26 protein-coding genes are annotated in these 25,534 nt (G+C 37.7%); 8 read left to right on the forward strand and 18 right to left on the reverse strand.

What is annotated here, in order from left to right; translation table 11 throughout:
• Window positions 1–47: 47 nt before the first annotated feature.
• The 7 genes from urtE to AC1Z3T_RS14525 form a co-directional block, all read right to left on the reverse strand.
• Complete coding sequence (gene urtE / locus AC1Z3T_RS14495; RefSeq protein ID WP_005035141.1) at window positions 48–746, reverse strand: urea ABC transporter ATP-binding subunit UrtE; 699 nt, start codon at window positions 744–746, stop codon at window positions 48–50.
• 13 nt (window positions 747–759) lie between these two features.
• A complete protein-coding gene (gene urtD / locus AC1Z3T_RS14500; RefSeq protein ID WP_004826035.1) occupies window positions 760–1,596 on the reverse strand; it encodes an urea ABC transporter ATP-binding protein UrtD in 837 nt (278 codons plus the stop codon).
• On the reverse strand, window positions 1,596–2,666 hold the full coding sequence (urtC, locus tag AC1Z3T_RS14505) for an urea ABC transporter permease subunit UrtC (RefSeq protein WP_005035138.1): 1,071 nt from the start codon (window positions 2,664–2,666) through the stop codon (window positions 1,596–1,598). Before urtC ends, urtD begins: the two co-directional genes overlap by 1 nt.
• A 4-nt stretch (window positions 2,667–2,670) precedes the next feature.
• Window positions 2,671–4,320, reverse strand: coding sequence for an urea ABC transporter permease subunit UrtB (urtB, locus tag AC1Z3T_RS14510; RefSeq protein WP_483396715.1), 1,650 nt, complete (start codon window positions 4,318–4,320; stop codon window positions 2,671–2,673).
• Window positions 4,321–4,417: 97 nt separating this feature from the next.
• Window positions 4,418–5,707, reverse strand: coding sequence for an urea ABC transporter substrate-binding protein (gene urtA, locus AC1Z3T_RS14515; protein ID WP_419320224.1), 1,290 nt, complete (start codon window positions 5,705–5,707; stop codon window positions 4,418–4,420).
• 607 nt (window positions 5,708–6,314) lie between these two features.
• On the reverse strand, window positions 6,315–8,195 hold the full coding sequence (gene parE, locus AC1Z3T_RS14520; protein ID WP_004826028.1) for a DNA topoisomerase IV subunit B: 1,881 nt from the start codon (window positions 8,193–8,195) through the stop codon (window positions 6,315–6,317).
• 16 nt (window positions 8,196–8,211) lie between these two features.
• A complete protein-coding gene (locus AC1Z3T_RS14525; protein ID WP_100886166.1) occupies window positions 8,212–8,796 on the reverse strand; it encodes a YqiA/YcfP family alpha/beta fold hydrolase in 585 nt (194 codons plus the stop codon).
• 243 nt (window positions 8,797–9,039) lie between these two features.
• On the opposite strand from AC1Z3T_RS14525, the gene AC1Z3T_RS14530 reads away from it, so the two are divergent.
• Window positions 9,040–10,371, forward strand: a complete 1,332-nt coding sequence (locus AC1Z3T_RS14530; protein ID WP_004826023.1) for a PGAP1-like alpha/beta domain-containing protein — start codon at window positions 9,040–9,042, stop codon at window positions 10,369–10,371.
• A gap of 53 nt (window positions 10,372–10,424) precedes the next feature.
• On the opposite strand, the gene AC1Z3T_RS14535 is transcribed toward AC1Z3T_RS14530, so the two are convergent.
• From AC1Z3T_RS14535 to gshA, 3 genes are all read right to left on the reverse strand, one after another.
• Entirely contained in the window at window positions 10,425–10,940 is a 516-nt protein-coding gene (locus tag AC1Z3T_RS14535) for a hypothetical protein (RefSeq protein WP_228153642.1), read from the reverse strand.
• 86 nt (window positions 10,941–11,026) lie between these two features.
• Window positions 11,027–11,521 carry a disulfide bond formation protein B gene (locus tag AC1Z3T_RS14540; protein WP_042087820.1) on the reverse strand — a complete coding sequence of 165 codons (495 nt, stop codon included), beginning with the start codon at window positions 11,519–11,521 and terminating at the stop codon, window positions 11,027–11,029.
• 29 nt (window positions 11,522–11,550) lie between these two features.
• On the reverse strand, window positions 11,551–13,128 hold the full coding sequence (gene gshA, locus AC1Z3T_RS14545; RefSeq protein ID WP_100886168.1) for a glutamate--cysteine ligase: 1,578 nt from the start codon (window positions 13,126–13,128) through the stop codon (window positions 11,551–11,553).
• A 211-nt stretch (window positions 13,129–13,339) separates the two neighbouring features.
• Between gshA and AC1Z3T_RS14550 the strand changes: the two genes are divergently transcribed.
• Entirely contained in the window at window positions 13,340–13,879 is a 540-nt protein-coding gene (locus tag AC1Z3T_RS14550) for a DUF924 family protein (protein WP_004826015.1), read from the forward strand.
• A gap of 38 nt (window positions 13,880–13,917) precedes the next feature.
• On the opposite strand, the gene AC1Z3T_RS14555 is transcribed toward AC1Z3T_RS14550, so the two are convergent.
• A complete protein-coding gene (locus tag AC1Z3T_RS14555; protein WP_042087817.1) occupies window positions 13,918–14,445 on the reverse strand; it encodes a dihydrofolate reductase family protein in 528 nt (175 codons plus the stop codon).
• 211 nt (window positions 14,446–14,656) lie between these two features.
• Between AC1Z3T_RS14555 and AC1Z3T_RS14560 the strand changes: the two genes are divergently transcribed.
• On the forward strand, window positions 14,657–15,223 hold the full coding sequence (locus AC1Z3T_RS14560) for a CC0125/CC1285 family lipoprotein (RefSeq protein ID WP_004826010.1): 567 nt from the start codon (window positions 14,657–14,659) through the stop codon (window positions 15,221–15,223).
• 29 nt (window positions 15,224–15,252) lie between these two features.
• Window positions 15,253–16,572 (forward strand): DUF445 domain-containing protein, encoded by a 1,320-nt coding sequence (locus AC1Z3T_RS14565; protein ID WP_005035114.1) that lies wholly within the window; start codon window positions 15,253–15,255, stop codon window positions 16,570–16,572.
• Window positions 16,573–16,711: 139 nt separating this feature from the next.
• On the opposite strand, the gene AC1Z3T_RS14570 is transcribed toward AC1Z3T_RS14565, so the two are convergent.
• Window positions 16,712–17,470, reverse strand: coding sequence for an SIMPL domain-containing protein (locus AC1Z3T_RS14570; RefSeq protein ID WP_100886169.1), 759 nt, complete (start codon window positions 17,468–17,470; stop codon window positions 16,712–16,714).
• A gap of 151 nt (window positions 17,471–17,621) precedes the next feature.
• On the opposite strand from AC1Z3T_RS14570, the gene AC1Z3T_RS14575 reads away from it, so the two are divergent.
• Window positions 17,622–18,059, forward strand: coding sequence for a GNAT family N-acetyltransferase (locus AC1Z3T_RS14575; protein ID WP_100886336.1), 438 nt, complete (start codon window positions 17,622–17,624; stop codon window positions 18,057–18,059).
• Window positions 18,060–18,260: 201 nt separating this feature from the next.
• Here the strand turns inward: AC1Z3T_RS14575 and AC1Z3T_RS14580 are convergent, their stop codons facing one another.
• Complete coding sequence (locus tag AC1Z3T_RS14580; protein ID WP_100886170.1) at window positions 18,261–18,698, reverse strand: hypothetical protein; 438 nt, start codon at window positions 18,696–18,698, stop codon at window positions 18,261–18,263.
• 540 nt (window positions 18,699–19,238) lie between these two features.
• Between AC1Z3T_RS14580 and AC1Z3T_RS14585 the strand changes: the two genes are divergently transcribed.
• From AC1Z3T_RS14585 to AC1Z3T_RS14595, 3 genes are all read left to right on the forward strand, one after another.
• A complete protein-coding gene (locus AC1Z3T_RS14585; protein WP_100886171.1) occupies window positions 19,239–20,219 on the forward strand; it encodes a DUF1852 domain-containing protein in 981 nt (326 codons plus the stop codon).
• 23 nt (window positions 20,220–20,242) lie between these two features.
• Window positions 20,243–21,271 carry a methionine synthase gene (locus AC1Z3T_RS14590; RefSeq protein WP_100886172.1) on the forward strand — a complete coding sequence of 343 codons (1,029 nt, stop codon included), beginning with the start codon at window positions 20,243–20,245 and terminating at the stop codon, window positions 21,269–21,271.
• Between the two features lie 204 nt (window positions 21,272–21,475).
• Window positions 21,476–21,967: a flavin reductase gene (locus AC1Z3T_RS14595; protein ID WP_004825996.1), complete on the forward strand. Its 492-nt coding sequence runs from the start codon at window positions 21,476–21,478 to the stop codon at window positions 21,965–21,967.
• 73 nt (window positions 21,968–22,040) lie between these two features.
• On the opposite strand, the gene AC1Z3T_RS14600 is transcribed toward AC1Z3T_RS14595, so the two are convergent.
• The 5 genes from AC1Z3T_RS14600 to AC1Z3T_RS14620 form a co-directional block, all read right to left on the reverse strand.
• Entirely contained in the window at window positions 22,041–22,934 is an 894-nt protein-coding gene (locus tag AC1Z3T_RS14600) for a hypothetical protein (protein ID WP_167387377.1), read from the reverse strand.
• Between the two features lie 109 nt (window positions 22,935–23,043).
• Window positions 23,044–23,463 (reverse strand): hypothetical protein, encoded by a 420-nt coding sequence (locus AC1Z3T_RS14605; RefSeq protein WP_100886173.1) that lies wholly within the window; start codon window positions 23,461–23,463, stop codon window positions 23,044–23,046.
• 147 nt (window positions 23,464–23,610) lie between these two features.
• Window positions 23,611–24,042 (reverse strand): hypothetical protein, encoded by a 432-nt coding sequence (locus AC1Z3T_RS14610; RefSeq protein ID WP_100886174.1) that lies wholly within the window; start codon window positions 24,040–24,042, stop codon window positions 23,611–23,613.
• 125 nt (window positions 24,043–24,167) lie between these two features.
• The gene (locus AC1Z3T_RS14615; RefSeq protein ID WP_100886338.1) at window positions 24,168–24,683 is read right to left on the reverse strand and encodes a hypothetical protein; all 516 of its coding nucleotides are present in this window, start codon (window positions 24,681–24,683) and stop codon (window positions 24,168–24,170) included.
• A gap of 20 nt (window positions 24,684–24,703) precedes the next feature.
• On the reverse strand, window positions 24,704–25,534 hold the full coding sequence (locus tag AC1Z3T_RS14620) for a hypothetical protein (protein ID WP_100886175.1): 831 nt from the start codon (window positions 25,532–25,534) through the stop codon (window positions 24,704–24,706).

Below are 25,534 nucleotides of genomic sequence, written 5' to 3' on the forward strand. Positions count from 1 at the left end.
CACCTCTCTTCACTTAGGGAGGTGGGCAAAATGTTTTCTAGATTTTGTTAAATGGCAACTAAATCTCGAATCCCCTTTTCAGGCATTTCTTCCCCAATACCTTGTGCCACCACCTGACCACGCGCCATCACCGTATAATTATCCGCCAACTCCTCAGCAAAATCATAAAATTGCTCGACCAATACAATCGCCATTTCTCCACGATCCGCTAATTTTCGAATCACTCGTCCAATGTCTTTGATAATTGAGGGTTGAATACCTTCCGTAGGCTCATCTAAGATCAACACTTTAGGTTCGGAAGCCAAAGCACGTGCGATGGCTAATTGTTGTTGCTGTCCTCCTGATAAATCGCCTCCACGGCGATGTTTCATTTCATCGAGAACTGGAAAAATTTCATATAAGTGCTCAGGAACTTTACGGGTTTTTGCGCCAGAAAATTTTGCCATGCCGATCAAAATATTTTCCTCCACAGTCAGCGTAGAAAAAATATCCCGCCCTTGTGGAACATAAGCCAACCCTGCTCTCACCCGTTGTTCAGGATTCATTTTGGCAATATCTTGACCATCTAGAAGAATCTGTCCTGACTTAATGGGTAAGATCCCCATCAAACATTTTAATAAGGTGGTTTTTCCTACACCATTTCTGCCCAAAACCACCGAGCATTCACCGATTGGCGCATTGAGGCTAACATCACGGAGAATATGACTTCCGCCATAAAATTGATTGATGTTTTTAACTTCCAACATAATACGTCCCCCCTTAGCGCCCTAAATACTTTTCAATCACGTCTTCATTCGCCTGAACTTCTGCCAATGTGCCTTCGGCGAGTATTGCACCTTGTGCAAGCACGGTGACTTTTTCACTAATGGTATCGATAAAGCTCATATCATGTTCAACCACCAACAAAGTATGATTCTTTTTTAACTCCAAACATAATTCAGCAGTACGCTCGGTTTCTGCATCGGTCATGCCTGCAACAGGCTCATCTAGCAGAATCAGTTTTGGGCGTTGCATTAATAGCATCCCGATTTCAAGCCACTGCTTTTGCCCATGTGACAATAAACCTGCTGGCTTTTGAATAAACTCTTGTAAACGAATTTGCTGCAAAGATTCATCTAATGCCAACTGTGCATCAGGGCTTAATTTGCTGAAGAAACTTTTTTTCACCGTTTTATCTTTAGGTGCAGCAAGGAGCAGATTTTCCATGACCGTAAAATTTTCAAATACAGTCGGTTTTTGAAACTTACGACCAATCCCAGCTTCAGCAATTTGCTCGGTACTCATTTTGGCTAAATCATAGTTTTGACCAAAAAAAGCCGAACCCTCTGTTGGACGTGTTTTGCCTGTGATGACATCCATCAAGGTGGTTTTGCCAGCACCATTTGGACCAATGATGCAGCGTAATTCACCTTCTTCAATATAAAGAGACAAATCATTTAAGGCACGAAAGGAATCAAACCACACACTGACTTTTTCTAAATACAGTGCAATACCATGGCTAAAATCGGCGCCTTCGGCTTTAGGGCGACCGTAACCTTCACCAATTTGACCACCATGTTGAGCATTTAAACCTAAGTCTGATAACAGTGCTGACATTAGTGATCTCCTTTTTTGAAACGTTCAAATAACCCGATCACACCTTTCGGGAGGAAAATAGTCACAACAATAAACAATGCACCTAGAATCAATAACCATGCTTCTGGATAGGCAACTGTAAAATAGGTTTTTACCCCATTAATTAATCCTGCACCGAGAATCGGACCAATCAGAGTACCCCGTCCACCTGCGGCAACCCAGACAGCCATTTCAATTGAATTGACAGGGTTCATTTCGCTTGGATTAATAATGCCTGCTTGCGGTACATACAATGCACCTGCAATTCCAGCAATAACTGCTGAAATGACCCATGCAGATAACTTATACCAAAGTGTTCGATAACCTAGATATTGCAAACGGTTTTCACTGTCACGGATCGCACCCAGTACTCGACCATAAGGTTTATTCATTAAACTGCGTAAACCTATAAAGCTCAGGAGTAATACCACAGCCGTCAGGAAGCATAAGCTAGCTCGCATAGAAGCGGAGGTAATATCCATTCCGAGAATCGTTTTGAAACCAGTAAAACCATTGTTGCCACCAAACCCTGTCTCATTGCGGAAAAATAACAATGCTGCTGCAAAGGTCATGGCTTGGGTAATAATTGAAAAATACACCCCTTTGATTTTGGAACGAAAAGCAAAAAATCCGAAAATAAAGGCAATTACACCTGGGACTAAAACAACCAACACCAAGGCCCAAACAAAATGTTGAGTCCCAACCCAATACCAAGGCAATTCAGTCCAACTGAGAAACCGCATAAAATCGGGAAGTTGATCCCCTGCCGACTCTCGCATCAAGTACATACCAAAAGCATATCCGCCCAAAGCAAAGTAAAGCCCATGCCCCAGACTTAGAATGCCGGCATAACCCCACACCAAATCCAACGCCAGTGCGACCAAAGCCAAGCACATGATTTTGCCAATCAAAGTGACCCAATACGCTGAAAGATGTAGACTTGAATCCTGTGGCAGTACATGGAACCACGGTAAAATCAGCATCACTGCAAAGCATATTGCGATCGCGATTGCACTGTAGGGTTTATCTGAAAGTAATGCAGTGATTTTCATATATTTACTCCACAAAACGACCTTTGATGGCAAATAAACCTTGTGGACGTTTTTGAATAAACAAAATCACAAGCACCAAGAGAATAATTTTAGCCAGCACAGCACCCATGCCGATTTCGAGAATTGTTCCACTGACACCAAGTCCCAGCGCCGCCAAAACTGCTCCCCAAACCTGCCCGACGCCACCAACCACAACGACAAGGAAAGCATCAATAATGTAGTTTTGCCCCAAATCTGGACCGACATTACCTACTTGTGCCAAAGCACAGCCTGCAAGTCCTGCAAGCCCTGAACCTAAGCCAAATGCCATCATGTCGATACGTGCCGAGCGAATCCCGACAGCCCGTGCCATTTGACGATTTTGCGTGACTGCACGAACAAATAAGCCAAACCGAGTTTTATTGAGTAGATAGACCAGTAACAGCAGTACAGCAATGGTAAAGACGATAATCGCAATACGGTTGTATGGCAGCATTAAACTTGGTGTGATTGAAATACCGCCTGAAAGCCATGAAATATTTGATACTTCAACATTCTGAGCACCAAAGATCATTCGAACCAATTGCATCAAGATGAGACTTACACCAAAAGTTGCCAATAATGTTTCCAATTGACGACCATATAAAGGGCGAATCACGGTTCGTTCTATCAACATGCCAATCAAGGCACTAACAAGGAAAGCCGCAGGAATGGCAGCAATCAAATACCAATCCAGATATGCACCTAAATGTGTTTTAAAAAAGCTTTGCACCACATAAGTGGTGTAAGCACCGATCATGATCAACTCACCATGCGCCATGTTGATGACGCCCAGTAAGCCATAGGTAATCGCAAGCCCAAGAGCAGCAAGCAGTAAAATACTTGCCGTACTTAAACCTGAAAAAACATGTCCAGTCCATTCACTGACCTGGATTCGTGTTTTGATACTGCTTTGTGCACTGACCAATACTGATTTTAATTCTGGGTTTAAGTTTGGTTGTGTCAGCGCTTGTTCAACGATGGCTAAAACATCAGGGCGATTAGAATCTTTTAAGGTTTTTGCAGCTTGAATTTTGGTCAAAGTATCAGGGCTATTAAAATCCATTCTGGCCTTTAGCTGTGCTAAACGTGCTTTGACTTTATTATTGTTTTCATCTAGATAAAGCTGATTGATCATTTTTATATCCAGCTCATCTAAGTTGTTTTCTAGAATATCAATCGCGGCAAGACGCTGTGAAACATCTGTAGACTGTAATTTGATTTTTGCTTGAGCAAAGCTCAAGGCTTTGTGTAGGGTATTGACCAAAGTCACTTGATTTAAATCACCCGGCCAATCCGTTATTGCTTGCTCATCGGGATAACTGAATAATTTATCCCCCTCTTTCATCAAATAAGTATTGCCTGAACTATCGGTGTAGAGTTGATCTTTTTCAACATAAGCAACCAACTGGTCAAGTTGTTCAATACTGACAGGCCATTGATTGAGCATTGCACGGCGACTGGCGAAATCTCCGCGTACAAATTGCTGAATTGCATCATCATGAGATGCAGCTTTTTGTGTGGTTAATGCAGCTCCCATTGGCGCTGTATGTGAGGATTCAGCAGAAATAGTTTGAATCAGGAACAACTGGGAAATCATAAAAAAAAGTGTTGCAAAACTTAGTCTGATCGACATACGCAACTCCCCCTATTCTTGTTGAAATACAATGACGCTAGATCTTGGTCATGGGTTAAGCTTGCTGAAACACAGCAAGCTTCGGGGTTTAAAATGCCTATTTAGGAATATACGGACTCCACGGCTCTGCTTTGATCGGTTGAGGGCTCTTATACACCACATCAAACTGCCCATCGGAGCGAATTTGCCCAATCATGACGGGCTTATGTAAGTGATGATTGGTGGCATCCATGCTTAATGTATAACCAGAAGGGGCTTTGAAAGTTTGACCTGCCATTGCATCACGCACTTTATCCACGTCCGTTGTTCCAGCCTTTTCAACGGCTTGTTTCCACATATGGATACCGACATAAGTTGCTTCCATTGGATCATTGGTGACTAATTTGCTTGCATTCGGTAGTTTGTATTCCACTGCGTACTGTTTCATTTTATTGATAAATTCTGCATTTACTGGATTCTTCACCGACATGAAGTAGTTCCACGATGCCAGATGCCCGACCAAAGGTTTGGTATCAATACCTCGTAATTCCTCTTCTCCGACTGAGAATGCCATCACTGGAATATCCGAAGCTTTGATTCCCTGATTGCCCAATTCACGATAAAACGGCACATTGGAATCGCCATTGATGGTTGAGATCACAGCGGTTTTTTTACCCGCAGCAAATTTTTTGATATTTCCAACAATGGTTTGATAGTTACTATGACCAAAAGGTGTGTATTCTTCCATAATGTCTGAATCGGCGACGCCTTTAGACTTTAAGAATGCACGCAAGATTTTGTTGGTGGTGCGTGGATAAACATAGTCCGTACCTAACAGAACAAAACGTTGCGCCTTTCCACCTTCATCACTCATCAAATACTCAACCGCTGGAATCGCTTGTTGATTCGGTGCGGCGCCTGTATAGAAAATATTTTTAGATTGCTCTTGACCCTCATACTGCACAGGATAGAACAACAAACCATTGAGCTCTTCAACAACAGGTAATACCGACTTACGTGAAACAGATGTCCAACATCCAAAGATCACCGCCACCTTATCTTGGGTAATCAACTGACGCGCTTTCTCAGCAAATAGTGGCCAATCTGATGCTGGGTCAACCACGACAGGTTCAAGTTTTTTCCCCATCACACCACCGCTTGCATTGATTTCATTGATTGCCATCAATGCCGTGTCTTTAAGCGAAGTTTCTGAGATCGCCATAGTTCCTGACAGTGAATGTAAAATACCCACTTTGATCGTGTCGCCACTTGCAGCAGGTGCCTTGTTTTCAGCGGTAGTTGGTTTCGCGTCAGTTTTATCAGCAGGCTTTGAACATCCCGTCAATACCATGCTCCCCATCATTGCAGCAACTAACAGTGTTTTTGAAAACATTTTTTGTTGGAACATGATTTTTTCTCCAAACCTTTTGGTGCATTTTTAAATGCATGATTTTGTTTATACCTAACAGGCTGGATTCAATTTCTATGCCAAGTGGAAAATTTAATTTTTTTGAATAGCTTTCTTAAAGCAATAACATATTGAAAATTAATAAGACTATCAGTACTATTTTTTTCTCTAAAGCGGATGAATTATGCTCTACAAATACCTATCCAATAGGATAGAAAAGAAGAGGTAGCGAATCTAAAAATGCGAGATTAAAGTCCACACTGATCAAATTAAGTGCGATTTTTCCGCTTAAAAATGAGCAAAGAGAGTGCAGATTGAGTGTGATAAGCTAGGATAAAAACGGACAATTCCTATACTTTTAAAAAGTCAATATCGTCAATCTGTTGAAAACTCATACCGTAAAATAGAACCTCTCTTGATCAATAAAATCAATGCGATGAATTTATTGTTGAATGATCTAAAGCTTTTATTGCCACGCTTTAGCGCTTATGAATAATCAAGCAGTTTGACTATAGGTTGGGCAATATGGATTTAAAAGCGGATAAAAAAAGATGAGGTCTTCTAGACCTCATCTTTTTACAAGAGCTTTTATCAAAGCATATGCTGTTTAAACAGTTAAATCTGCGAGATTACCTTTTTGCTCTAACCAGTCTTTGCGATCACTGGCACGTTTTTTTGCCAGTAATTTGTCCAATAAGCCTGCGGTATGATGTGCATCATCTAAATCCAACTGAACCAAACGTCGAGTATTTGGGTCTAAAGTCGTTTCACGCAATTGGCTTGCGTTCATCTCTCCCAATCCTTTAAATCGGGTGATCTGCGGGTTCTTAGACTTTACTCTCTTTAAGATAGCTTCTAACTCATCATCATCCAATGCATAATAAACATCTTTATTATCGTCGATTCGATACAAAGGCGGCATCGCTACATATAAATGCCCTGCATCCACCATTGCTGGGAAATGTTTCACGAATAAAGCACACAACAATGTTGCGATGTGTAAACCATCAGAATCCGCATCGGCAAGAATACAAATTTTGCCATAACGTAATTCTGAAAGATCGTCACTTCCCGGATCCACACCAATCGCGATCGCAATATTGTGAACTTCTTGAGAAGCTAAAACCTCATCCGAAGACACTTCCCATGTATTTAAGATTTTGCCACGGATCGGCATAATGGCTTGGAAGTTTTTATCACGCGCCTGTTTGGCAGAACCGCCAGCTGAATCCCCTTCCACAATAAAAAGTTCTGATTCTTCAAGCGTATGTCCAACACAATCTGATAATTTCCCAGGCAGTGTAGGTCCAGCGACGATTTTTTTTCGTTCAACTTTCTTTGCTGCTTTTAAACGTCGACCAGCTTTGGCAATCACGATTTCAGCCAATTGCATGGCAACTTCGGCATTCTGATTGAGCCACAGGGCAAAAGCATCTTTGGCAATATTCAAGACAATATTGGATGCTTCACGACTAGAAAGACGTTCTTTGGTTTGACCTGAGAATTGTGGTTCTTGGAATTTAAGTGAGAGAATGAAATTCACACCATCCCAAACATCTTCTGCTGACAATTTCATATTACGTGGCAATAAGTTACGCAATTCACAAAATTCACGCATCGCATCGGTAACACCTGAACGTAAACCGTTCACATGTGTACCGCCTTGTGCTGTTGGAATCAAGTTGACATAACTTTCTTGAATCTGCTCTCCACCTTCGATATTCCAGCAAATTGCAAATTCAGCACTGGCACGCTCAGCTTCGCCTGTTGCAACAAAAGCAGGTTCAGGAATAATTTCACGGTCTTGCAATTCATCCATCAAATAGTCGACTAAACCATTTTCAAATTGCCATTCGATTTTCTCGTCATTGATCTGATCAATATAATTAATCTGCAAACCTGCAGCCAAAACAGCTTTAGCTTTTAAATTGTGCTTTAACGCTTTAAGCGCAAATTTAGGCGAATCAAAATACTTGGCTTCAGGCCAAAAACGTACTGTTGTGCCTGTTGCACGTTTAGCAACTTTACCTTCTAACACTTCTAAAGGTGCGACAGGTTCACCTCGCTCAAAAGCCATTTTATAGAGATTGCCTTGGCGCTGAACCTCAACCTCAACACGATCAGACAAGGCATTTACCACAGAAATCCCGACCCCATGTAAGCCGCCAGAAAACTGATAATTGTCTGTACTGAACTTACCACCTGCGTGCAGCTTGGTCAGAATAATTTCGATGCCACTTTGTCCATACTCAGGGTGAATATCGACTGGCATACCACGACCATTGTCTTCAACAGATAAAGAACCGTCTTTATATACCGTGACAGTGATTTTGTTGGCATGCCCTGCAAGTGCCTCATCGACCGCATTATCAATAACTTCTTGCGCCAAATGGTTTGGACGCGTGGTATCTGTATACATGCCTGGACGACGACGCACAGGGTCTAAGCCAGATAATACTTCAAGTGATTGAGCCGTATATTGAGACACGTTTAAGTTTTTCCTTTTATTTTACGGAGTAAGATAAAAACTCCACAATCATGGGAATTTTATCTGCAAAATCTTCCATCGCATGATTACCATGCATTTCTGTCATGATCAAGGATGTGTGTGGAGCTGTACTATAATACCGTTCAGCCTCACGATAATCCAAAACTTCATCACCTTGTTGCAATAACACCATTATTTTGTCTGCATCTTGCACAAACGGTACAGCAATATCTTCCAAATACACCAATTGAGCATGATCCAGTGTCCATTGTTCTGTCACCTGATAAGGCATATGCTCAGTTCCAAAAAGACGACGAAACAATTCCCATGGTCGCATAGCTGGATTAATTAAAACAGCGGGTACACCGTATTTTGCGACCAACTGTGTCGCATAAAAACCACCTAGACTGCTCCCAACTAAGACTACATCTGACCATTGTTCAATATATGCTGAAATTTTCGTCAACACATCTTTTGGATGTTGATTTAAATCAGGTAAATGCACATTATGCGATGAATGGCATCGACAGTAATCATTCAGTTGTTGCCCTTTAATAGACAACGAGCTACTTTTAAAACCATGTAAATAAATAATATTCATTGAAAATAGATTGCTTTTTCACCACTAATGTTTTAATTTTTAATGTGACTCAAATCACAGAATTGTTTTAATTTGTATGTTTGGGGATCTTGTCCGACAAAAAATTAAAACTTTAATGCAATTATCGGTATTTTAAATAGTGTTCAGGATGAACAAGATAAGATGATTGCCTAAGAATTTATACATGGATCTAGAGCAAAAATAAAGTCTTTGTTCCAGATCACTATGGATGAGGAAATAACAATGCCAAGTTTAACCCCTTTACACGAAACCTATTGTAAGTGGGATCGCTCGCCTCCGAGTCAGGCAGACGTATTAGAAGGCTTAGCACAGTTAGTGAGTACACCGCTTAGTGGTGTCGTTCAGGACTTCATCCAGTCGATTCAGCGTGAAATGTTACTGAGTATTTTTGGTTTAAGTAAGCAAAAAGCTAAACGTTTTCAGTCACGTCCAATCGTCGATAAATTCTATAAATTTGGTTATAACGCTTTACAAAATTATGGTAGTCACCTGTTGGCGCCTGTACTTCGTAAAACCATTGAACGTTTCCCGAATCTACATGATAAACCACTTAATGCGCATATGACTTTTTTAGTCAGTGCTTTAAATGGTGTGCTGGGCGATTACCTTTTGGCGACACATAATCCATTGGCACTTTCACCTGTACTTTATGATCATTACGGTGCATTACAACAAGGTGATCTGGCTGGTCGTGTAGTGATTTTCGCACACGGTTTGTGTATGACTTATCAGGATTGGAGCAACCGTGGCAATGGCGGTATTGGAGAAAAATTACTGGCACAACGTGATAACAACACCATGCTCTATTTTCACTACAATACTGGGCGCAGAATTTCAGCCAATGGACGCTCGTTAGCCAATCTGTTAGAAGACCTCATCAAACGTAATCCACGTATTACCAGTATTGATTTGATTGGACACAGTATGGGAGGTTTGGTTTGTCGTAGTGCCTTATTCTATGGCAAGCAGAATATGCACCAATGGTTTCATATGGTTGAAAACCTAGTATGTATTGGTTCTCCGCATCATGGCGCGGTGTTGGAACGCTTTGGTTTTGCAATCCAAGAAAAGATTGGACATTTCCCCATCGTCAAAATCATCAGCCATGTTGTGAATATTCGCAGTAATGGGATTTTGGACTTGCGCTATGGTAGTGTTCGTGATGATGATTGGGAACACAATAATGCGCGTATCGGTTTAATGGACGATAACCGTAAACCTGCGCCACTGCCCTCACACATCAATACCTTTTTAATTGCTGGCACCTTAGAGTTTGAGAATCGAAAAAATCGAACCTTAAAAGTAATTGGCGATTATTTGGTCAGTGTAAAGAGTGCTTTAGGCGAACACCCTAATCCACGCTTTCAATTAAAACTGCCAGAATCGCACAAAGCGGTGTTCTATGGTCTTAACCATTTTGATATTCAATATCACCCTTTGGTTTCAGAACAGATCGCCAAGTGGTTCTACCCACGCCATGATGAATTGGCGGAAGAACAAATCCGTAAATATTTGATTAAATTAGAAAGCATGCAAGGCATTGTGGAAACCTAATGATATAAAGCCTAGCCCTAAAAAAAGCTGATGTTTAATCAGCTTTTTTTAGATTATTTGATTTCGACTCGATAGGACTTGGTTTTCTTAGGATCACGCATTTCACCATATTCATCAAAATTTGATTTTTCTGTACATTGTGTATCAATGAATAATTTTTGATTTTTTGCAATCAAGCCTTGTGTTAACTCACAGGTCCAACCTTGATTATAAAATTTCTGATCAACTTTTTTACCGTTTAAGTCAAATTGTGTCACTTCAATCAAAGACTGTGCCAATGTTCTTGCTGGATGGCTCTGAGATACAGACAACACATAGTACCGACCATGATGTAATTGGCAGTCTTCAACATGACTCGAAAAATAATCAGGATTGGTCTTAAACACTTTAAAAGGTTGGGCGCCAAATTTGACATAAGAAACATCTGCTGGGATGGTGTCATCAAATTCGGATTTAAAGTGACAGGATACATCTTGACTGGCAAGTGGTGGTGTCTTGGCTAAAACGGGTGTAGATACACAAAGCGCAATTGCGCCAAGACAACTTAAATATATTTTAGACTTCATCATTTTAATAAGACGATATTGACTGTGATTGTAATGAAATAAGATCATAAAAAAGAGCTGATCAATACCAACTCTTTTTTATAGTGCTTTTAGTACTTTCTAAACAACTGCCATAAGCTAATCAGTGCCAAAACACTAAAGAACAATAATGACCATACAGGTAAAGACTGACCTAAAAAGGTCCAATCCACCATTGCACACTCACCAGAACCTTTTAAAACATTTTCAAAAACAGCTTTTAAAGGCAAAGTATCTACCCAGTAGTCCAAACCAGGACCACAACTTGGCACTTGATCCTTAGGTAAGTTTTGCAGCCACACATGGCGAGCAGCAACACCGACTGACCAAGAGATTGTCACTAAACCCAAGAAACTATAAATGCGTTTCAATACATTATTTTTAGGATGATGTAAAAATGCGATTAAAGAGATCAGTCCAAGACCGATCAACCCAATACGTTGAAAAACACAAAGTGGACATGGTTCAAGCCCTTGCACATGCTCTAAATAGAGTGCAAAAGACATCCCGACCACACTTGCTAAAAATAAAAGACCACTTACGAAGCGATAACTACGCCATTGCATGGAGCTTCCTCGTTAATATAATCAATGCCTTATCTAAATTTACTCAGATAATCTTCAAAACTTATACTTGTATCTTGTTCAAGTTGCTGTTGTTCTGCGAGAGAAGTTTGAGTAAGACCCTCAAAATACGCTAAAGTTTCAGGACTTAATACATGTTGTTCGTAACTTTCGATATGCTGATTTGCCATATAACTGCCAAAACTCCATGTCCCACCTTGCTCCATGGTATCGGCAATCACTTGTGCTGATAAAGTCTCATCAACATCATCAATCCGTGTTTGCATCACATTGAGCGCTTGACGATACAAATCGGTCGAATAGCTTTGATTCAGTAAAGTTGCAAGCGGTTGCATGGCATTGAGATGTTGTTGTAACCATTCTAACAATGGATATTCAGCACCTGCCTCAATAATTTTGGCATTCGGCGCACGTCCACGATTGACCACCTCAGTTTGGTTTTGTTCAATCACATCTTGCTCTTCATCCCATAAATCTGGACTATCTTGAAGTAAACAATATAAGGCAACCACTTCCAAGAAGCCTGCGGTATCTTGATTGATCCCGATTGCGCTGTATGGATTGACATCTACAGCACGTAATTCAACATAACCAATACCACGATCTGCCAATGCTTGAGATGGGGTTTCCCCTGCTCGTGGAACTTGCTTAGGTCGAACAAGACTATAGTATTCATTTTCAATCTGTAAGACATGATCATTGATTTGGATCGGCTCACCTTCGGCATTGTTTAGCCCCAAATGACTAAATTGCGCATAAGGTGAATTCACCGCTTTCTGCAATTCAGCCACATAACTGTCTAAATTGTTATAGTGAATGCCTAATTGTTTTTGAGCAGAATTTTGATAACCAAAACGCCCCATACGCAATGCAGTCGCATAAGGTAAGAACAAAGTGCCTTTGATTAATGGCAATAACTGGTGCTCACGTCCGGTCATAAAACATTTACATACCGACGGGCTCGCGCCCACCAAATACATCACTAACGGCGTTAAACGAATAAAATTACGAATTAAACCCAAGTAACGATGGCTTCGATAGTCTTGTAAACTCAATGATTTTAATGCATCGTCTTGTTCATGTTGTTGTAGTTGTTCAAATAAAGCATCAGGAAACGAGACATTATAATGCACGCCTGAAATCGTCTGCATCCGGCGACCGTAGCGAATACCCAAACCATGACGATACAGGGTTTTAAATTTACCAATATTGGATGTGCCGTATTGTGCCAAACGAATATTTTCTTCTTTTTCATCCAACATGCATGGCATAGACAATGTCCAAAGCTTTTCACCATTTTCTAAATGGCGATGTACCACAGCATGTATATCCGTTAAAAAATTTAGCGCTTCAGCAATACTTTCTTTTGGAGGCGTAATAAATTCCATCAACGCTTCCGAATAATCTGTTGTGATATGCGGATGCGTCAAAGCAGAACCTAAAGACAGCGGATGATCGGCTTGTGATAAAAAGCCATTATTTTGCATACGCAGGCTTTCCCGTTCAATGCCACGTAACATCCCTTTGAATAAGGTTGAATCCACCCAATCTGGCACGATAAATTGGGAAATCATTTCGGGTTGACTCATACTTACTCACTTATCTTAAAGAATTTTTTAAAATAAAATATTTGGATGCGCGCAGTATAACGTTATTTATCGATATACACGTATAACCATCGTTGTTTTAAATCAATTATTCACTTTATTTCGAAAAAAGTTTTTATCACAAAGTTCGACTACAAGACATCAAAAATTTGTGTTTGTATAGAAAAATCACCATTAAAGAATTGTAAACATTATGAATTATCAAGAAATTATCGATTTTTGGTTTAGTGCAGAAACGCAACCTTTTTGGTTCGCCAAAAGTGACGCATTTGATCAAACCTTAGATGAGCGCTTTGCACATACCTTAGATCAAGCCAAACAGTGTGAATTGTGGACATGGCGAGCAACAGCCGAAGGTCGCCTTGCTGAAATTATTGTTCTAGATCAATTCTCTCGTAATTTATATCGAGATCAAGCCAATGCATTTGCTCAGGATGCTTTGGCACTTGCATTGGCACAAGAAGCGATTCAGCTTAAATTAGATCAAGCGTTAAAGCCTGAACAACGTTCATTCTTATATATGCCATTTATGCACAGTGAATCGAAAATCATTCATGCTCAGGCTTTACAGCTTTTTGAAACGTTGGGTAATCCAATCAATTTGGACTTCGAGAAAAAGCATAAACTGATTATTGACCGTTTTGGACGTTACCCACATCGTAATCAAATTTTGGGAAGAACCTCAACTGCTGAAGAAATTGAGTTTTTAAAACAACCGAATAGCAGTTTTTAATCGCTGTGGCTGATGTAAAATTCATATTGCATCAGCCACTAAAAAACATAGCTTTGCTTAATGATTTTATTTTCAATCATTTCCGCCTGTAATGACTTTAATTGGCGTTCAGTTGTATTAAAGCGAGGAAATAGAGGAATACCACTTCCCAATAAAACAGGCATAATAAAGACATCTAACTGATTGATAAGATTTTGTTCTATTAATGTATTTTGTAATTGAGTTCCTCCAACCACCCACACATTGCCAGAATAATTCTGCTGAAGATGATCAATTAAAGCACTCACTCCATTTGTCCATACTGAAAGAGATGAATCACATAATGTTAAATGGGGATTGGAACTTACAATAAACCCTTTTTGATTAGGGTAAGGCCATTCTGTACCAAAAGAGCATATCACCTCATAAGTTTTACGCCCCATCAGAATAATATCAATCTCCTTGATGAAATCATCATAGCCACAGTCAATACTTTGAAATGGTGTCAAAAACTCCACGGATCCATCAAGCGTTGCAATATATCCATCTGCACTGGTGGCAATATAACCTCTAATTTGAATCGTCATTTAATTCTCTACACATAATTTATGTTTAATATTCAACTTTTGATAGGCGCATAGGGCAATTTCAGAATTGAGCTAATTTCAAATTACAATCTTCTCTATGGCGATTTAACAAAAATCTTCTTGAAATTCATTGTCAGTCCATCAACTTAGAACACTATAGCACATAGAAATTTATTCACTTCCATCCCACAAAATGGACAAGGAGCAACAGATGAAAAAAACACTGATTGGTCTGACAATTGTAGCTGTACTCACCATTACGGGTTGTGCCACTACACCAAGCAAACCACGCACCTTTGACCAACTTGGACAATACACCACAGTTCCACTCAATGATCATAGCTATCGCATTAGTTTTCAAGGCAATAGTAATATGAGTTTTGGAACTGCTGAAGAAATTAATCTCGTCAAAGCTGCTCAAACTACCCTATTAAATGGTTTCACATACTTTAAAGTTCTAGATGATCCGAGCAATCGAAGTCAGCAACCTCCTCGTAAAGCTGTGGTCTATCCATCCACAAACTACTATCCATATGGTTGGGGGTATCGTCGCCACCCAATGTTCTGGAATGACCCATTTTACGATATGCCACAAGTCGTCAATATTGATCCCGTACAGATTTCCTATACGATTGAATGTTATAAAGATAAGAAATCATCACCCAACGATGCTTTTGATGCTCGTCTGATTTTGCAATCTTTAGGACCTAAATATGGGGTTAGTCCGACAGGACAGGTACTACAACCACAACCTGATACGGTAACATCAAAGCAATAAAGATAAAGACACTTGTTTTAGGAAAATGAATGAGCGGAATTGAACACAGTGAAATCGCCAACAGTATTCCCAGCCTAGATCGAAGCAAACGCTTTGCCACAATTGCATTGATTGTGGCAGTCGTGGCGTGGATTGCTTTAATCATTTCTGCCAAGTTGCTCCCTGAATATGCATGGTTTATTCATATCCTCATGTTAGGTGCTGAAGCTGGAGTTGTTGGTGGTCTAGCCGACTGGTATGCAATTACGGTCTTGTTCCGCAATCCCTTTGGGAAAATCCCTATTCCTAAGTTTTTAAAAGATCACACTGAAATTATTCCACGTAATAAGGCACGTATTGCGGAATCGATGGGTAAATTTGTTCAGGAAAACTTCCTTTCTCCCCAAATCGTTGAACGGAGTTTAAAAAATACTGACCTGAGTTTAGCCGTAGGTCAATGGTTGGCACATCCAAAAAATAACGGTCAAGTGGTGGATGTGATTCAACAAACAGTACCGAAAATTTTTGAATTTGTTGGTCAGGATCAAATTGGACGTTTTATCCAAAATAACAGCGTGCAATGGGTTCGCAATACCCGTATGAATCAACTTGCCAGTGAAATGCTTCGTGCGGTTTTAGACAATGATTTCCATCAAGATGTGTTACAACGTGGACTCGACATTGCCCATGAATGGATGATGACCCATCCTGAAAGAACACGTGAACTCACTCAAACTCTGTTTAAAGAGCTGGGCGTTTCACGCCTTGCCAAAGGTGCAAGCTGGATCGGGATTGATGTTGAGCAACGCACCATTGATTCAATTATTGAAAAAGTTGAGTCGATGCTGGCAGATGAAGAGCATCCAATCCGCCAAAAAATAGAACAAGCAGCACATCAACTGATGGTGCAATTGGCAGATAATAATAGCAATGCCAGCATACGTTTAAACGAAACCAAAAATGCCCTTTTAGACAGTGAACCTGTTTTAAATTTTATTACTGGCGCAGTAGTCATTTTATGTGATGCGATTAAATCTGACCTGCTTAAAGCAGACTCAGGTATTGCGATGAACCTTCGTGTTGCAATTCAACAAGTGGGAGAAAACCTCGTACAAAACCAATCGGTTCGTGACCTGCTCAACGACCGAATCAGCGGTATTGCTGTTAATCTAAGCGATCAATATAGTGAAAAAGTGATTACGTTTATTAGTCAACGAATTCATGAATGGGACTCTACAGAGATGATTGCCAAAATTGAAAATGAAGTCGGTGGCGACTTACACATGATACGCGTGAACGGTGTAGTCGTAGGTGCATTTATTGGTTTGAGTTTAGGTGTTATTCGCGCTGTCATTGATTTTGCGATCTAACGATGACAATGCATACGATGAAATCCATTCAATCACACGTATAAAATGAATTAAAAATGGGAGCTGAGCTCCCATTCTCTTTACTTAAACATTGATGATGTTAAGACATAATTTGCTCAAATTGAGCTTTAAGGGTTGGTTAATCAATTGAATAATTAATCGTGACGACGACACGAGCAATTTTATTGATGGTATTTTTGTCATATGCACCGCCATAGTCACTGTCATCATCTGAGCCACTTTCAGGCAAGATATAAAACGCACCTTGGCTTGCAGAACGCATTGCACCCACTTTCACACCACCCACTTTTGCAAACTCATTGGCACGGCTATGAGCATTCTTTGTGGCATTGGCAATCAATGACATCTTGATTTCTTCTAGATTCGAAACCAAATACTGTGGTTTTTGTTCAATTGAAATACCTTTTTCATCCAATAAGTATGCATCTTTTGCAGCTTTTTCAATTTTTTGAATATCGCGGGTAGTGATCACCAACGACTGCATCGCAACATAACCTCTAAATTCACGAATTGTTTTTCCATCACCCTGATCTACATCTTGATAATAGGGTTGCGAGCTTTTATTGCCTAATTTCATTTCTGTGGCTTTAAAACCATGTTCAACAAAGAACGATTGTAAGGTCTTTATTTCTTGATCAAGTAATTGATAGGACGCTGCCACACTGTCCGTCGCACGACTGGTTTGAAGGTTGATTTCCCAACGTGCAGAATCTGCTTGGATAGGTTTTTCTGCCAAACCTTTCACAATAATTGAATTTTTTTCACCACCAAATTGCTTAAAAGCATATCCCAATACACTTGCCGAAATAATAAAACCTAAACTCAGAATCAGTGCAAAAACCCATAAGGTTTTATATGTAATTGATTTATTTTCCATTATTCTAATTTCATCAAAATTATCATATAGATTTTATAATAATAAATGAGCACTAAGTCAACCATATATGATACTGAATAAGATGCTAAATAAATCGTCTTCTTGTATCCTAGCTAAAATAAATGTTTATTTAAATTCGGAGAGAAAATTAGTGAGTTTAATTAATATAAGAAAAGCCGATATTGAAGATTTTAATATTTTATCCGAAATCTGGCTTGAAGCATCATTAATCGCTCACCATTTTATTCCAGAAGCATATTGGAAAGCGCATAAACTCAAAATGCAGCATGTTTATCTTCCTATGTCCGAAGTTTATCTTGCAGAACATAACCAACAAATCTGTGGATTTATTGCTTTACTAGACACCAAAATAGCCGCAATTTTTGTCTCACCACAACATCAGGAAAAAGGTATAGGTACAAGGCTGATCCAATACGCTCAAGCCATACGGACTGAACTAAAATTAAATGTCTATCGAGAAAATCCAAAAAGTGTGCAATTTTATAAAACTTTAGGTTTTGAAATTTTAGAAGAAGGCATCGATTTAGAAACCAATTCAAAAGAATTTTTAATGTATTGGATAAAATAATTTGATTGTATTGATTTATACATGAATCTGACGTTTATTCTAAAAATCAGATTCAGCTTGGATTAAAGAATCTTAAACATCAATGGCTGTATATAATTAACGCGTTCATCATCAATATAAGCAATAACAAATAAATTATGACTATATTTTTCTTTAAGGGAATGGATTGGGATAGATTAAATTCTTTATTCAAATCATCAACTATTTACATACACCTTCTCGTTTATATTCATGAATTAATGTTGTATTGGATGGCATTTTCGCTTCAACAATTAAATGATTTGCTGAAACACGCTGTACTCGATAATTGACTTTAAATCCACTGAAAGCACCTGAACATTGTAAAGCCATACGTCCCTCATTCGGCTGATCACTGGTAATTTGAGTTTTACATTCTTGAGGAATGCTTTCTCGCATCTCATCTGTTTGTTGTTTGATGAAATCTTTAATCTTGATACAACCACGTTCAGAATGGTCTGCTGCTGTAGACTTATGTGGTCGCATGGTTGATTTCCAGCTCCAAATTCCATCTTGAAGATTTTGTGCAGCTTTGAGCTGATAGATTGGAAAATCCGCAGCTACAGCAAGATTACCTAAGATAAAAATGAAACAGCCCATCAATAGCTTAACGAGATGCATGAAGCAACCCTCCTTTTATAAGTATATGTTTTCTATTTCAGTTCTCATTTTAAAGAGACAAAATGTCATTATTATTGACTTAGATCCTGAACATCAATGGTCTTAAATTATTATCCCCTAATCAACCGTTCAATCACTCAGCAAAGAAAGCTCTCAAATATCATTGTATACATATTCAGTCATCCAGTTCAGTATGTGACTCATTTGTAATGATTCCATTGTTTTAAGCGGTGAAATATTCAGATGTGATAAGACTATTTGATCACGCAAGTCTTTCTTAATTGAATAAAATTACCAACCATGAATTTCATTCAACTTTTTATGAATTAATATCATTTTTATTCATGTCTGGTTTGGGGTATAAATTACACCATGCTCCTCGCTACAGACCGTATCAACATTGATTTTCAATTTTTCATGCAGTTCAGATAAGAAAATATTGAAAAACTATGGATGAATAAGTTTCAACAATACTTTGAGGCAGTCGACAAGAGCATGAAATAAATTCAGGTTTTTATCTCAGAAATTAGGGTTATCACAATGAGTAAAGAGTTTACATTTACGATTAAGCGCATTAGTTTCGATGAAAACTATCATCCAGCTGACAGTACGCGCATTACAACCAACTTTGCAAATTTGGCAAGAGGTGAGAGTCGTCAAGACAACTTGCGCAATACTCTGAAGATGATCAACAATCGTTTCAATGCTTTGGCACATTGGGATAACCCGAAAGCAGACCGTTACGCTGTCGAACTTGAAATTATTTCAGTGGATATTGATATTGAGGGCAATGGTGAAACTTTCCCAACAATAGAAATTTTGAAAACCAATATTGTGGATCACAAAAACAATCAACGTATTGAAGGTATTGTTGGAAATAATTTTTCTTCTTATGTTCGAGACTATGATTTTAGTGTACTTCTGTTAGAACATAATAAAGATAAAACTGAATTTAGCCTTCCAGACAACTATGGTGAGCTTCACGGTAACATTTTTAATTCATTCGTTCATTCGAATACTTATAAAGATAATTTTAGTAAAGCACCAGTAATTTGTTTGAGTGTTTCTAGCAGCAAAACCTATCACCAAACTGCAAATCAACATCCTGTTTTAGGCGTTGAATATCAACAAGATGAATACTCTCTAACAGATGAGTATTTTGCAAAAATGGGTTTGCAGGTTCGCTATTTTATGCCGCCGAATAGTGTTGCGCCTTTAGCATTCTATTTCCGTGGTGATTTACTTAGTGATTACACCAACCTTGAATTGATCAGTACCATCAGCACCATGGAAACTTTCCAAAAAATTTATCGCCCAGAAATTTACAATGCGAACTCTGTTGCTGGAAAGACTTATCAACCAAGCTTAAAGCATCAGGATTATTCACTGACCCGTATTGTGTATGACCGAGAAGAGCGCAGCCAGTTGGCCATTAAGCAAGGCAAATTTACTGAAGAACAATTCATCAAGCCGTACAAAAGCATCCTTGAGCAGTGGTCTTCAAACTACGTTGCTGTATAACCTAAATAGACAAGATATCGATTATGAAAATTTTATTACCGACTTCAACTGCTGGTAGCTTACCAAAACCGTCTTGGCTTGCAGAACCTGAAAAACTTTGGTCACCTTGGAAATTACAAGATGAGCAATTAATTGAAGGTAAACAAGATGCTTTGCGTTTGTCATTGCAAGAGCAACAACACGCGGGTATTGATATCGTCAGTGATGGTGAACAAACTCGTCAGCATTTCGTAACGACTTTTATTGAACACCTTAATGGTGTCGATTTTGAGAAACGTGAAACTGTTCGCATCCGTAATCGTTATGATGCGAGTGTCCCTACAGTCGTAGGTGCGGTGTCACGTCAAAAACCAGTTTTCGTTGAAGATGCGAAGTTTTTACGTCAACAAACCTCGCAACCGATTAAATGGGCGTTGCCTGGTCCAATGACCATGATTGATACGCTTTATGATGCGCATTATAAAAGCCGTGAAAAACTGGCTTGGGAATTTGCCAAGATTCTTAATGAAGAAGCGAAAGAGTTAGAAGCATCAGGTGTAGATATTATTCAGTTTGATGAGCCTGCATTTAATGTATTCTTCGATGAAGTTAACGACTGGGGTGTTGCAACTTTAGAGCGAGCGCTTGAAGGACTTAAATGTGAAACTGCGGTGCACATTTGCTATGGTTATGGTATCAAAGCCAATACCGATTGGAAAAAGACGTTGGGTTCAGAATGGCGCCAATATGAAGAGGCATTCCCTAAACTTCAACAGTCTAAAATCGATATTGTCTCTTTAGAATGTCAAAACTCTCGTGTACCCATGGATTTGATTGAATTGATTCGTGGTAAAAAAGTGATGGTGGGTGCGATTGATGTTGCGACCAACAACATTGAAACGCCAGAAGAAGTTGCCAATACACTGCGTAAAGCACTGCAGTTTGTCGATGCGGATAAGCTTTATCCTTCAACCAACTGTGGAATGGCACCACTCTCTCGTCAAGTCGCACGAGGTAAACTGAATGCCCTAAGTGCAGGTGCAGAAATTGTGCGTAAAGAGCTTTCTCGCTAGTTTTCATTCGTAGTATTCGGTATAAAGGGGAACCATTTCAGTTTGTTTGGATATATATTTCTACGCAAACTGATAACCCCCATTTTTAATCCTGTGTAATTATCCGCCCTACGCATATCTGATTCAGTTAAAATGGTCGACTAGACTCAATAGCAAGGTATCGCTAAATCTAAAAGTGGTACGGTTCAATTTAGGAATGATGTAATGATTGAAGCAAAAAACTATAGAGATGCAATGTCTTTGCTCACCAGCGCGGTTAGTGTGATTACAACAACGGGCTTGTCGGGTCGTTACGGATTCACTGCATCAGCTGTATGTAGTGTAACCGATACACCACCGACCTTACTGGTATGTATGAACAAGGCATCTAGTTCACACGCACATTTTATTGAAAATAAAATTTTAACTGTCAATGTACTCAGCGCACATCATCAGCATATTTCTAAAGCTTTTTCGTCTAAGTTAAGCCCAGAAGAAAGATTTAAACATGGTGTTTGGACCGAGTTAGAAACTGGTGCACCTGTTTTAAAAGATGCTTTGGTGAATTTCGATTGTGAAATTGAGCAAATGCAAGAAGTTGGCACGCATACAATCTTGATTTGTCGTATTGTTGCGATTCAACAGAGCCAACATGATCAAAGCTTGGTTTATTTTAATCGTGCTTATCATCATGTGGGACAGACGGAAATTGCTTAGATTTACGGCTGATTTTCAATGGTATTTATATAAAGACCACATAAATACAGCCTTTTAGTTCAAATAAAATCAATTACTTAACATACAACCAAACATCAGGATCTATATAGCTTTCATCTATATGATAACCTTGATATCTCATATCTTTTTCATCTATTCCTCTTGACCGTTTATCTTTAATTAAACTTTGTTTGAATGCATTCTCTAATTCTTGAGGTGTCATCTTATCGGTATCAGACATTAGGTTTCTTTCATTATAACGGACTGTTTGAAAGCTATAACGTACAATATATTGTTCTTTACCTTCTTCATTTTTTTTAGTTTGTTTTAGGCTAATATCTAGTAGAATACCATTTGCGTATAAACGGTAACCTATCGTTTTACCTGCTATAGAGTTTATAATTTTTTTCCACTCTTCAAAATTAAATATATAACTCATATCAACGATGTCATGCCCTTCCATTAAATATCTAATATTGTCCTCTTTTGCTACTCTTGGGTTATATCTAGCAAAATAAGTATTCCATCCTGCTTGATTTAAGCGTTTCATTAACTCAACATAACCGTGATAAGCTTGCTCAGGGCTTACAAATTCTTCCTTGTTTAAACCAGCATCAATATCAAATATTTGAATTCCATCAGTTGTATTCCATTGTGTCCCTAGTACGGAAAAAACATGGTCAATGACTAGGCTATTTGTTCCATTTTCTATTTTAATTTGACCTAGACTAGGAGGAGAAAAATCTAATTCTCTAAAGCTCGCGCCTGCTGGTTGATGATCTACCTGTCCATCATTGTATTTCGAAAAATCTTGAACACCTTGTTGACCAAAATGTAAAATATAAATCTTTTGATTCATTGCGTTATTCTCGATGTCTTTTGCCTTTGGTTGGCATGCCGTGAGTAAGTACCCACATATAAAAATAATAATTATGGAATAAGTAGAATGTTTAAATTTTCCCATCATTACTGTCTCTTCTAATGATAGAGTCGGCTTTACTATCCCCCATCCTGCAATAATTCCTAATTCTATTTCTAAAAAATTACGTCTTTTTAAGATTTTTATATTAATTTTACTAAATACAAATCTCTGCTAAATCTGTTTTAGATATATTTAACTTTATTCTATTATCAAGAATACAAGAATAATTTCTTAAATTATATTCTTGTACTGATGAAGTTAAATCTATTTCTATGACAATATCTGATTGAATTGGTCCTTTTCCAACTTCTTTTTTAAATTCGTCTAGGTTATAACAAAATAGATAATTTTTGTCATCTTTATCAAATTTTAAACTTCCACTTATCACCTCACCATTAAAATTTCTAACTTCAGGAAATAACCAGTTTATTTTATTAGCATTTTCTATAGTTTTACTTTTTATAGCACATATTTTTTGATCTAATATTTTATATTCAAAGGTATCTTCATATGTTTTTTTACAACCTATTAAATCAAAAAATATGAAAGCCAAGAGGATAAATTTAATTTTCATTTTATATCACTATAAACTTTAAGACTAAATATCTTTCTTTTCAGTTGAAATTTTTAGCTTTTACTACACTCAGAAGCTAACAAAATTGTATTTAAAAAAGATATTGTTATGATATTCTCTAGAGCTTATTGATATCTAAATTCTAGATTATTCGCACATTTCTATACTTTTTTCTCTATCACTAAAATTTATTAACTTATTATTTTTTAAACAAAAATAATTTCTGAATTCGTATTGTCGAAATGTTTTTCCTTTTTGTAGTTCAACTTGAATATATGTTTCTAAAAAATCTGATTTCATATCTTTTTTTAGAAAACAAAAAATATATTTACTCTTTTTATTTGATAAATTTTTTAAACTTTGTGTATAAATACTATTTGATAATTCATCATTAGGATTCCCGTTCAGATCTCTAAAAAATGTATTGAACCTTGCAAATTCTTTAGACTCAAAAACTTCTTTCGGTTTCAATGAACAAATTATCTCATTATTTACAATTTCATATTGAAAATAATCAACCTTTTTATCTTTACAACTAACTATTGATAATAAAGCAATTAAAAAAACCATATATTTCATTATGACACGCTTTGATAAATTAAAAAAGGGAAATGAGTAGATTCTTTGATATCTTCTGAGCATCCTAATAAGAATATGAAAATAACAATGAAAAGTATTTTTTTCATAAGACTTAAATACATTTCTTAATTTAAATCATCTAAAATTTTTAAAAATTTTGTATCAACTTGATCAAAATCTTGTTTATTTTTAAATGAATTTTGATGAATAGCTTCGGGGCTTAAAACAGTTTCACTTGAAGATAAATACACTAGGTTATCAAAGATATTAATAAAAATTCTTATATCAGTTTCATTACTTCCCATTACCAAACTATTGGTATATTTCATTTTTGCATACTGATTTTTATATTTTGCGTAGATATAATAATCACTAAAAGTATTTATATCTTCTTTTTTATAATTTTGCATTCTTCCTTCTTTAAATAAAACAGTATAATTGTTAGTTTTTCCTATATATTTTTTTAACTCATATCCATCCAAGAGATATCCATACGGATTCACCACAATTTTTAAATCTTTATTATCTATGTATTTATCAAAGATAACATCTACTTTTGTTTCATAATTCTGTGAAGATATTTTTGAGCATGAAACCATGACTATTAATCCTATAAAAATTGTAAATAACTTTAAAACCATAGTTAAACCCTTAATCATTCTTAGAAGCTTACTTCCTTTATGTTAGGTATAGGATATGAATGGCTACCGTGATCATTGAATTGATTTTGAAAAGCTCTTTCAATCAATTTTCCATTTATATATTTTTTCATAGGTTGGGCTGGCGGAAATGGTAAAGGCACACCTCTAGTAGCTCTTAGACCATCTCCTGGTTTTGATCCAACCATATATGTAAAGTTTATATGCCAGCCTTTGTCATCATTTCTTAAAATACTTGAATCGCGCTTATCTGGATAATAAGATGGTTTAGCTGGCGCTGATTGCCCCCACACTTCAATCCCCTTAAAATTAACACATTCCGATAGATCTCTAGCAAAAATTCTCGCATCTTTAGTATCAGTTGCCGTATTACAGCCAAACATTACAAATCTTGATTTATCTGCCCATTGAAAATCAATTTGACTCCAACCAGATAATCCCATTTGTTTGAAACTTACAGGGTCAATTGTACAAATGGCAGAACCTGTTGGACCATCAAACCAAGCATGAGAAAAAATACTTACTTCTTTGATTTCAACATTTCCAATTCCACCTCTTTTTGTTATAGAACTAGCTATTGTAGTAATGATTTCTGCTATATCTTGTATAGGCACTAAAAAGACTAGATGTTGATTTTTATCAAACCACTTTTCATTTTTTATATTTATACGTCTTGTTATTGCCGAGTAAATCATCAAATTATCACCTCTAGCATTTCCTGTTGTATAGAACAATAAAAACAACTGCTTTTTTCTTGTAATTTTAATATGTTGTGTATTATTTTCTTGAATAGAAGTTCTTGCAATTGAAATTTTTCTTGGTGAAATACCCAT

Source organism: Acinetobacter sp. B-6, from assembly GCF_056930735.1.

Excerpts from the sequence above, each read along its gene's own strand:
- AC1Z3T_RS14595 (WP_004825996.1), top strand. The coding sequence starts at position 21,476 with ATGATTGAAGCAAAAAACTATAGAGATGCAATGTCTTTGCTCACCAGC.
- AC1Z3T_RS14590 (WP_100886172.1), top strand. The coding sequence starts at position 20,243 with ATGAAAATTTTATTACCGACTTCAACTGCTGGTAGCTTACCAAAACCG.
- AC1Z3T_RS14560 (WP_004826010.1), top strand. The coding sequence starts at position 14,657 with ATGAAAAAAACACTGATTGGTCTGACAATTGTAGCTGTACTCACCATT.
- AC1Z3T_RS14620 (WP_100886175.1), bottom strand. The coding sequence starts at position 25,534 with ATGGGTATTTCACCAAGAAAAATTTCAATTGCAAGAACTTCTATTCAA.
- AC1Z3T_RS14535 (WP_228153642.1), bottom strand. The coding sequence starts at position 10,940 with ATGATGAAGTCTAAAATATATTTAAGTTGTCTTGGCGCAATTGCGCTT.
- urtD (WP_004826035.1), bottom strand. The coding sequence starts at position 1,596 with ATGTCAGCACTGTTATCAGACTTAGGTTTAAATGCTCAACATGGTGGT.
- urtB (WP_483396715.1), bottom strand. The coding sequence starts at position 4,320 with ATGTCGATCAGACTAAGTTTTGCAACACTTTTTTTTATGATTTCCCAG.
- AC1Z3T_RS14540 (WP_042087820.1), bottom strand. The coding sequence starts at position 11,521 with ATGCAATGGCGTAGTTATCGCTTCGTAAGTGGTCTTTTATTTTTAGCA.
- AC1Z3T_RS14525 (WP_100886166.1), bottom strand. The coding sequence starts at position 8,796 with ATGAATATTATTTATTTACATGGTTTTAAAAGTAGCTCGTTGTCTATT.
- urtE (WP_005035141.1), bottom strand. The coding sequence starts at position 746 with ATGTTGGAAGTTAAAAACATCAATCAATTTTATGGCGGAAGTCATATT.
- AC1Z3T_RS14605 (WP_100886173.1), bottom strand. The coding sequence starts at position 23,463 with ATGAAAATTAAATTTATCCTCTTGGCTTTCATATTTTTTGATTTAATA.
- urtC (WP_005035138.1), bottom strand. The coding sequence starts at position 2,666 with ATGAAAATCACTGCATTACTTTCAGATAAACCCTACAGTGCAATCGCG.
- AC1Z3T_RS14570 (WP_100886169.1), bottom strand. The coding sequence starts at position 17,470 with ATGGAAAATAAATCAATTACATATAAAACCTTATGGGTTTTTGCACTG.
- AC1Z3T_RS14580 (WP_100886170.1), bottom strand. The coding sequence starts at position 18,698 with ATGCATCTCGTTAAGCTATTGATGGGCTGTTTCATTTTTATCTTAGGT.
- AC1Z3T_RS14615 (WP_100886338.1), bottom strand. The coding sequence starts at position 24,683 with ATGGTTTTAAAGTTATTTACAATTTTTATAGGATTAATAGTCATGGTT.
- AC1Z3T_RS14585 (WP_100886171.1), top strand. The coding sequence starts at position 19,239 with ATGAGTAAAGAGTTTACATTTACGATTAAGCGCATTAGTTTCGATGAA.
- AC1Z3T_RS14550 (WP_004826015.1), top strand. The coding sequence starts at position 13,340 with ATGAATTATCAAGAAATTATCGATTTTTGGTTTAGTGCAGAAACGCAA.
- urtA (WP_419320224.1), bottom strand. The coding sequence starts at position 5,707 with ATGTTCCAACAAAAAATGTTTTCAAAAACACTGTTAGTTGCTGCAATG.
- AC1Z3T_RS14610 (WP_100886174.1), bottom strand. The coding sequence starts at position 24,042 with ATGAAATATATGGTTTTTTTAATTGCTTTATTATCAATAGTTAGTTGT.
- gshA (WP_100886168.1), bottom strand. The coding sequence starts at position 13,128 with ATGAGTCAACCCGAAATGATTTCCCAATTTATCGTGCCAGATTGGGTG.
- AC1Z3T_RS14600 (WP_167387377.1), bottom strand. The coding sequence starts at position 22,934 with ATGATGGGAAAATTTAAACATTCTACTTATTCCATAATTATTATTTTT.
- AC1Z3T_RS14530 (WP_004826023.1), top strand. The coding sequence starts at position 9,040 with ATGCCAAGTTTAACCCCTTTACACGAAACCTATTGTAAGTGGGATCGC.
- AC1Z3T_RS14565 (WP_005035114.1), top strand. The coding sequence starts at position 15,253 with ATGAGCGGAATTGAACACAGTGAAATCGCCAACAGTATTCCCAGCCTA.
- AC1Z3T_RS14555 (WP_042087817.1), bottom strand. The coding sequence starts at position 14,445 with ATGACGATTCAAATTAGAGGTTATATTGCCACCAGTGCAGATGGATAT.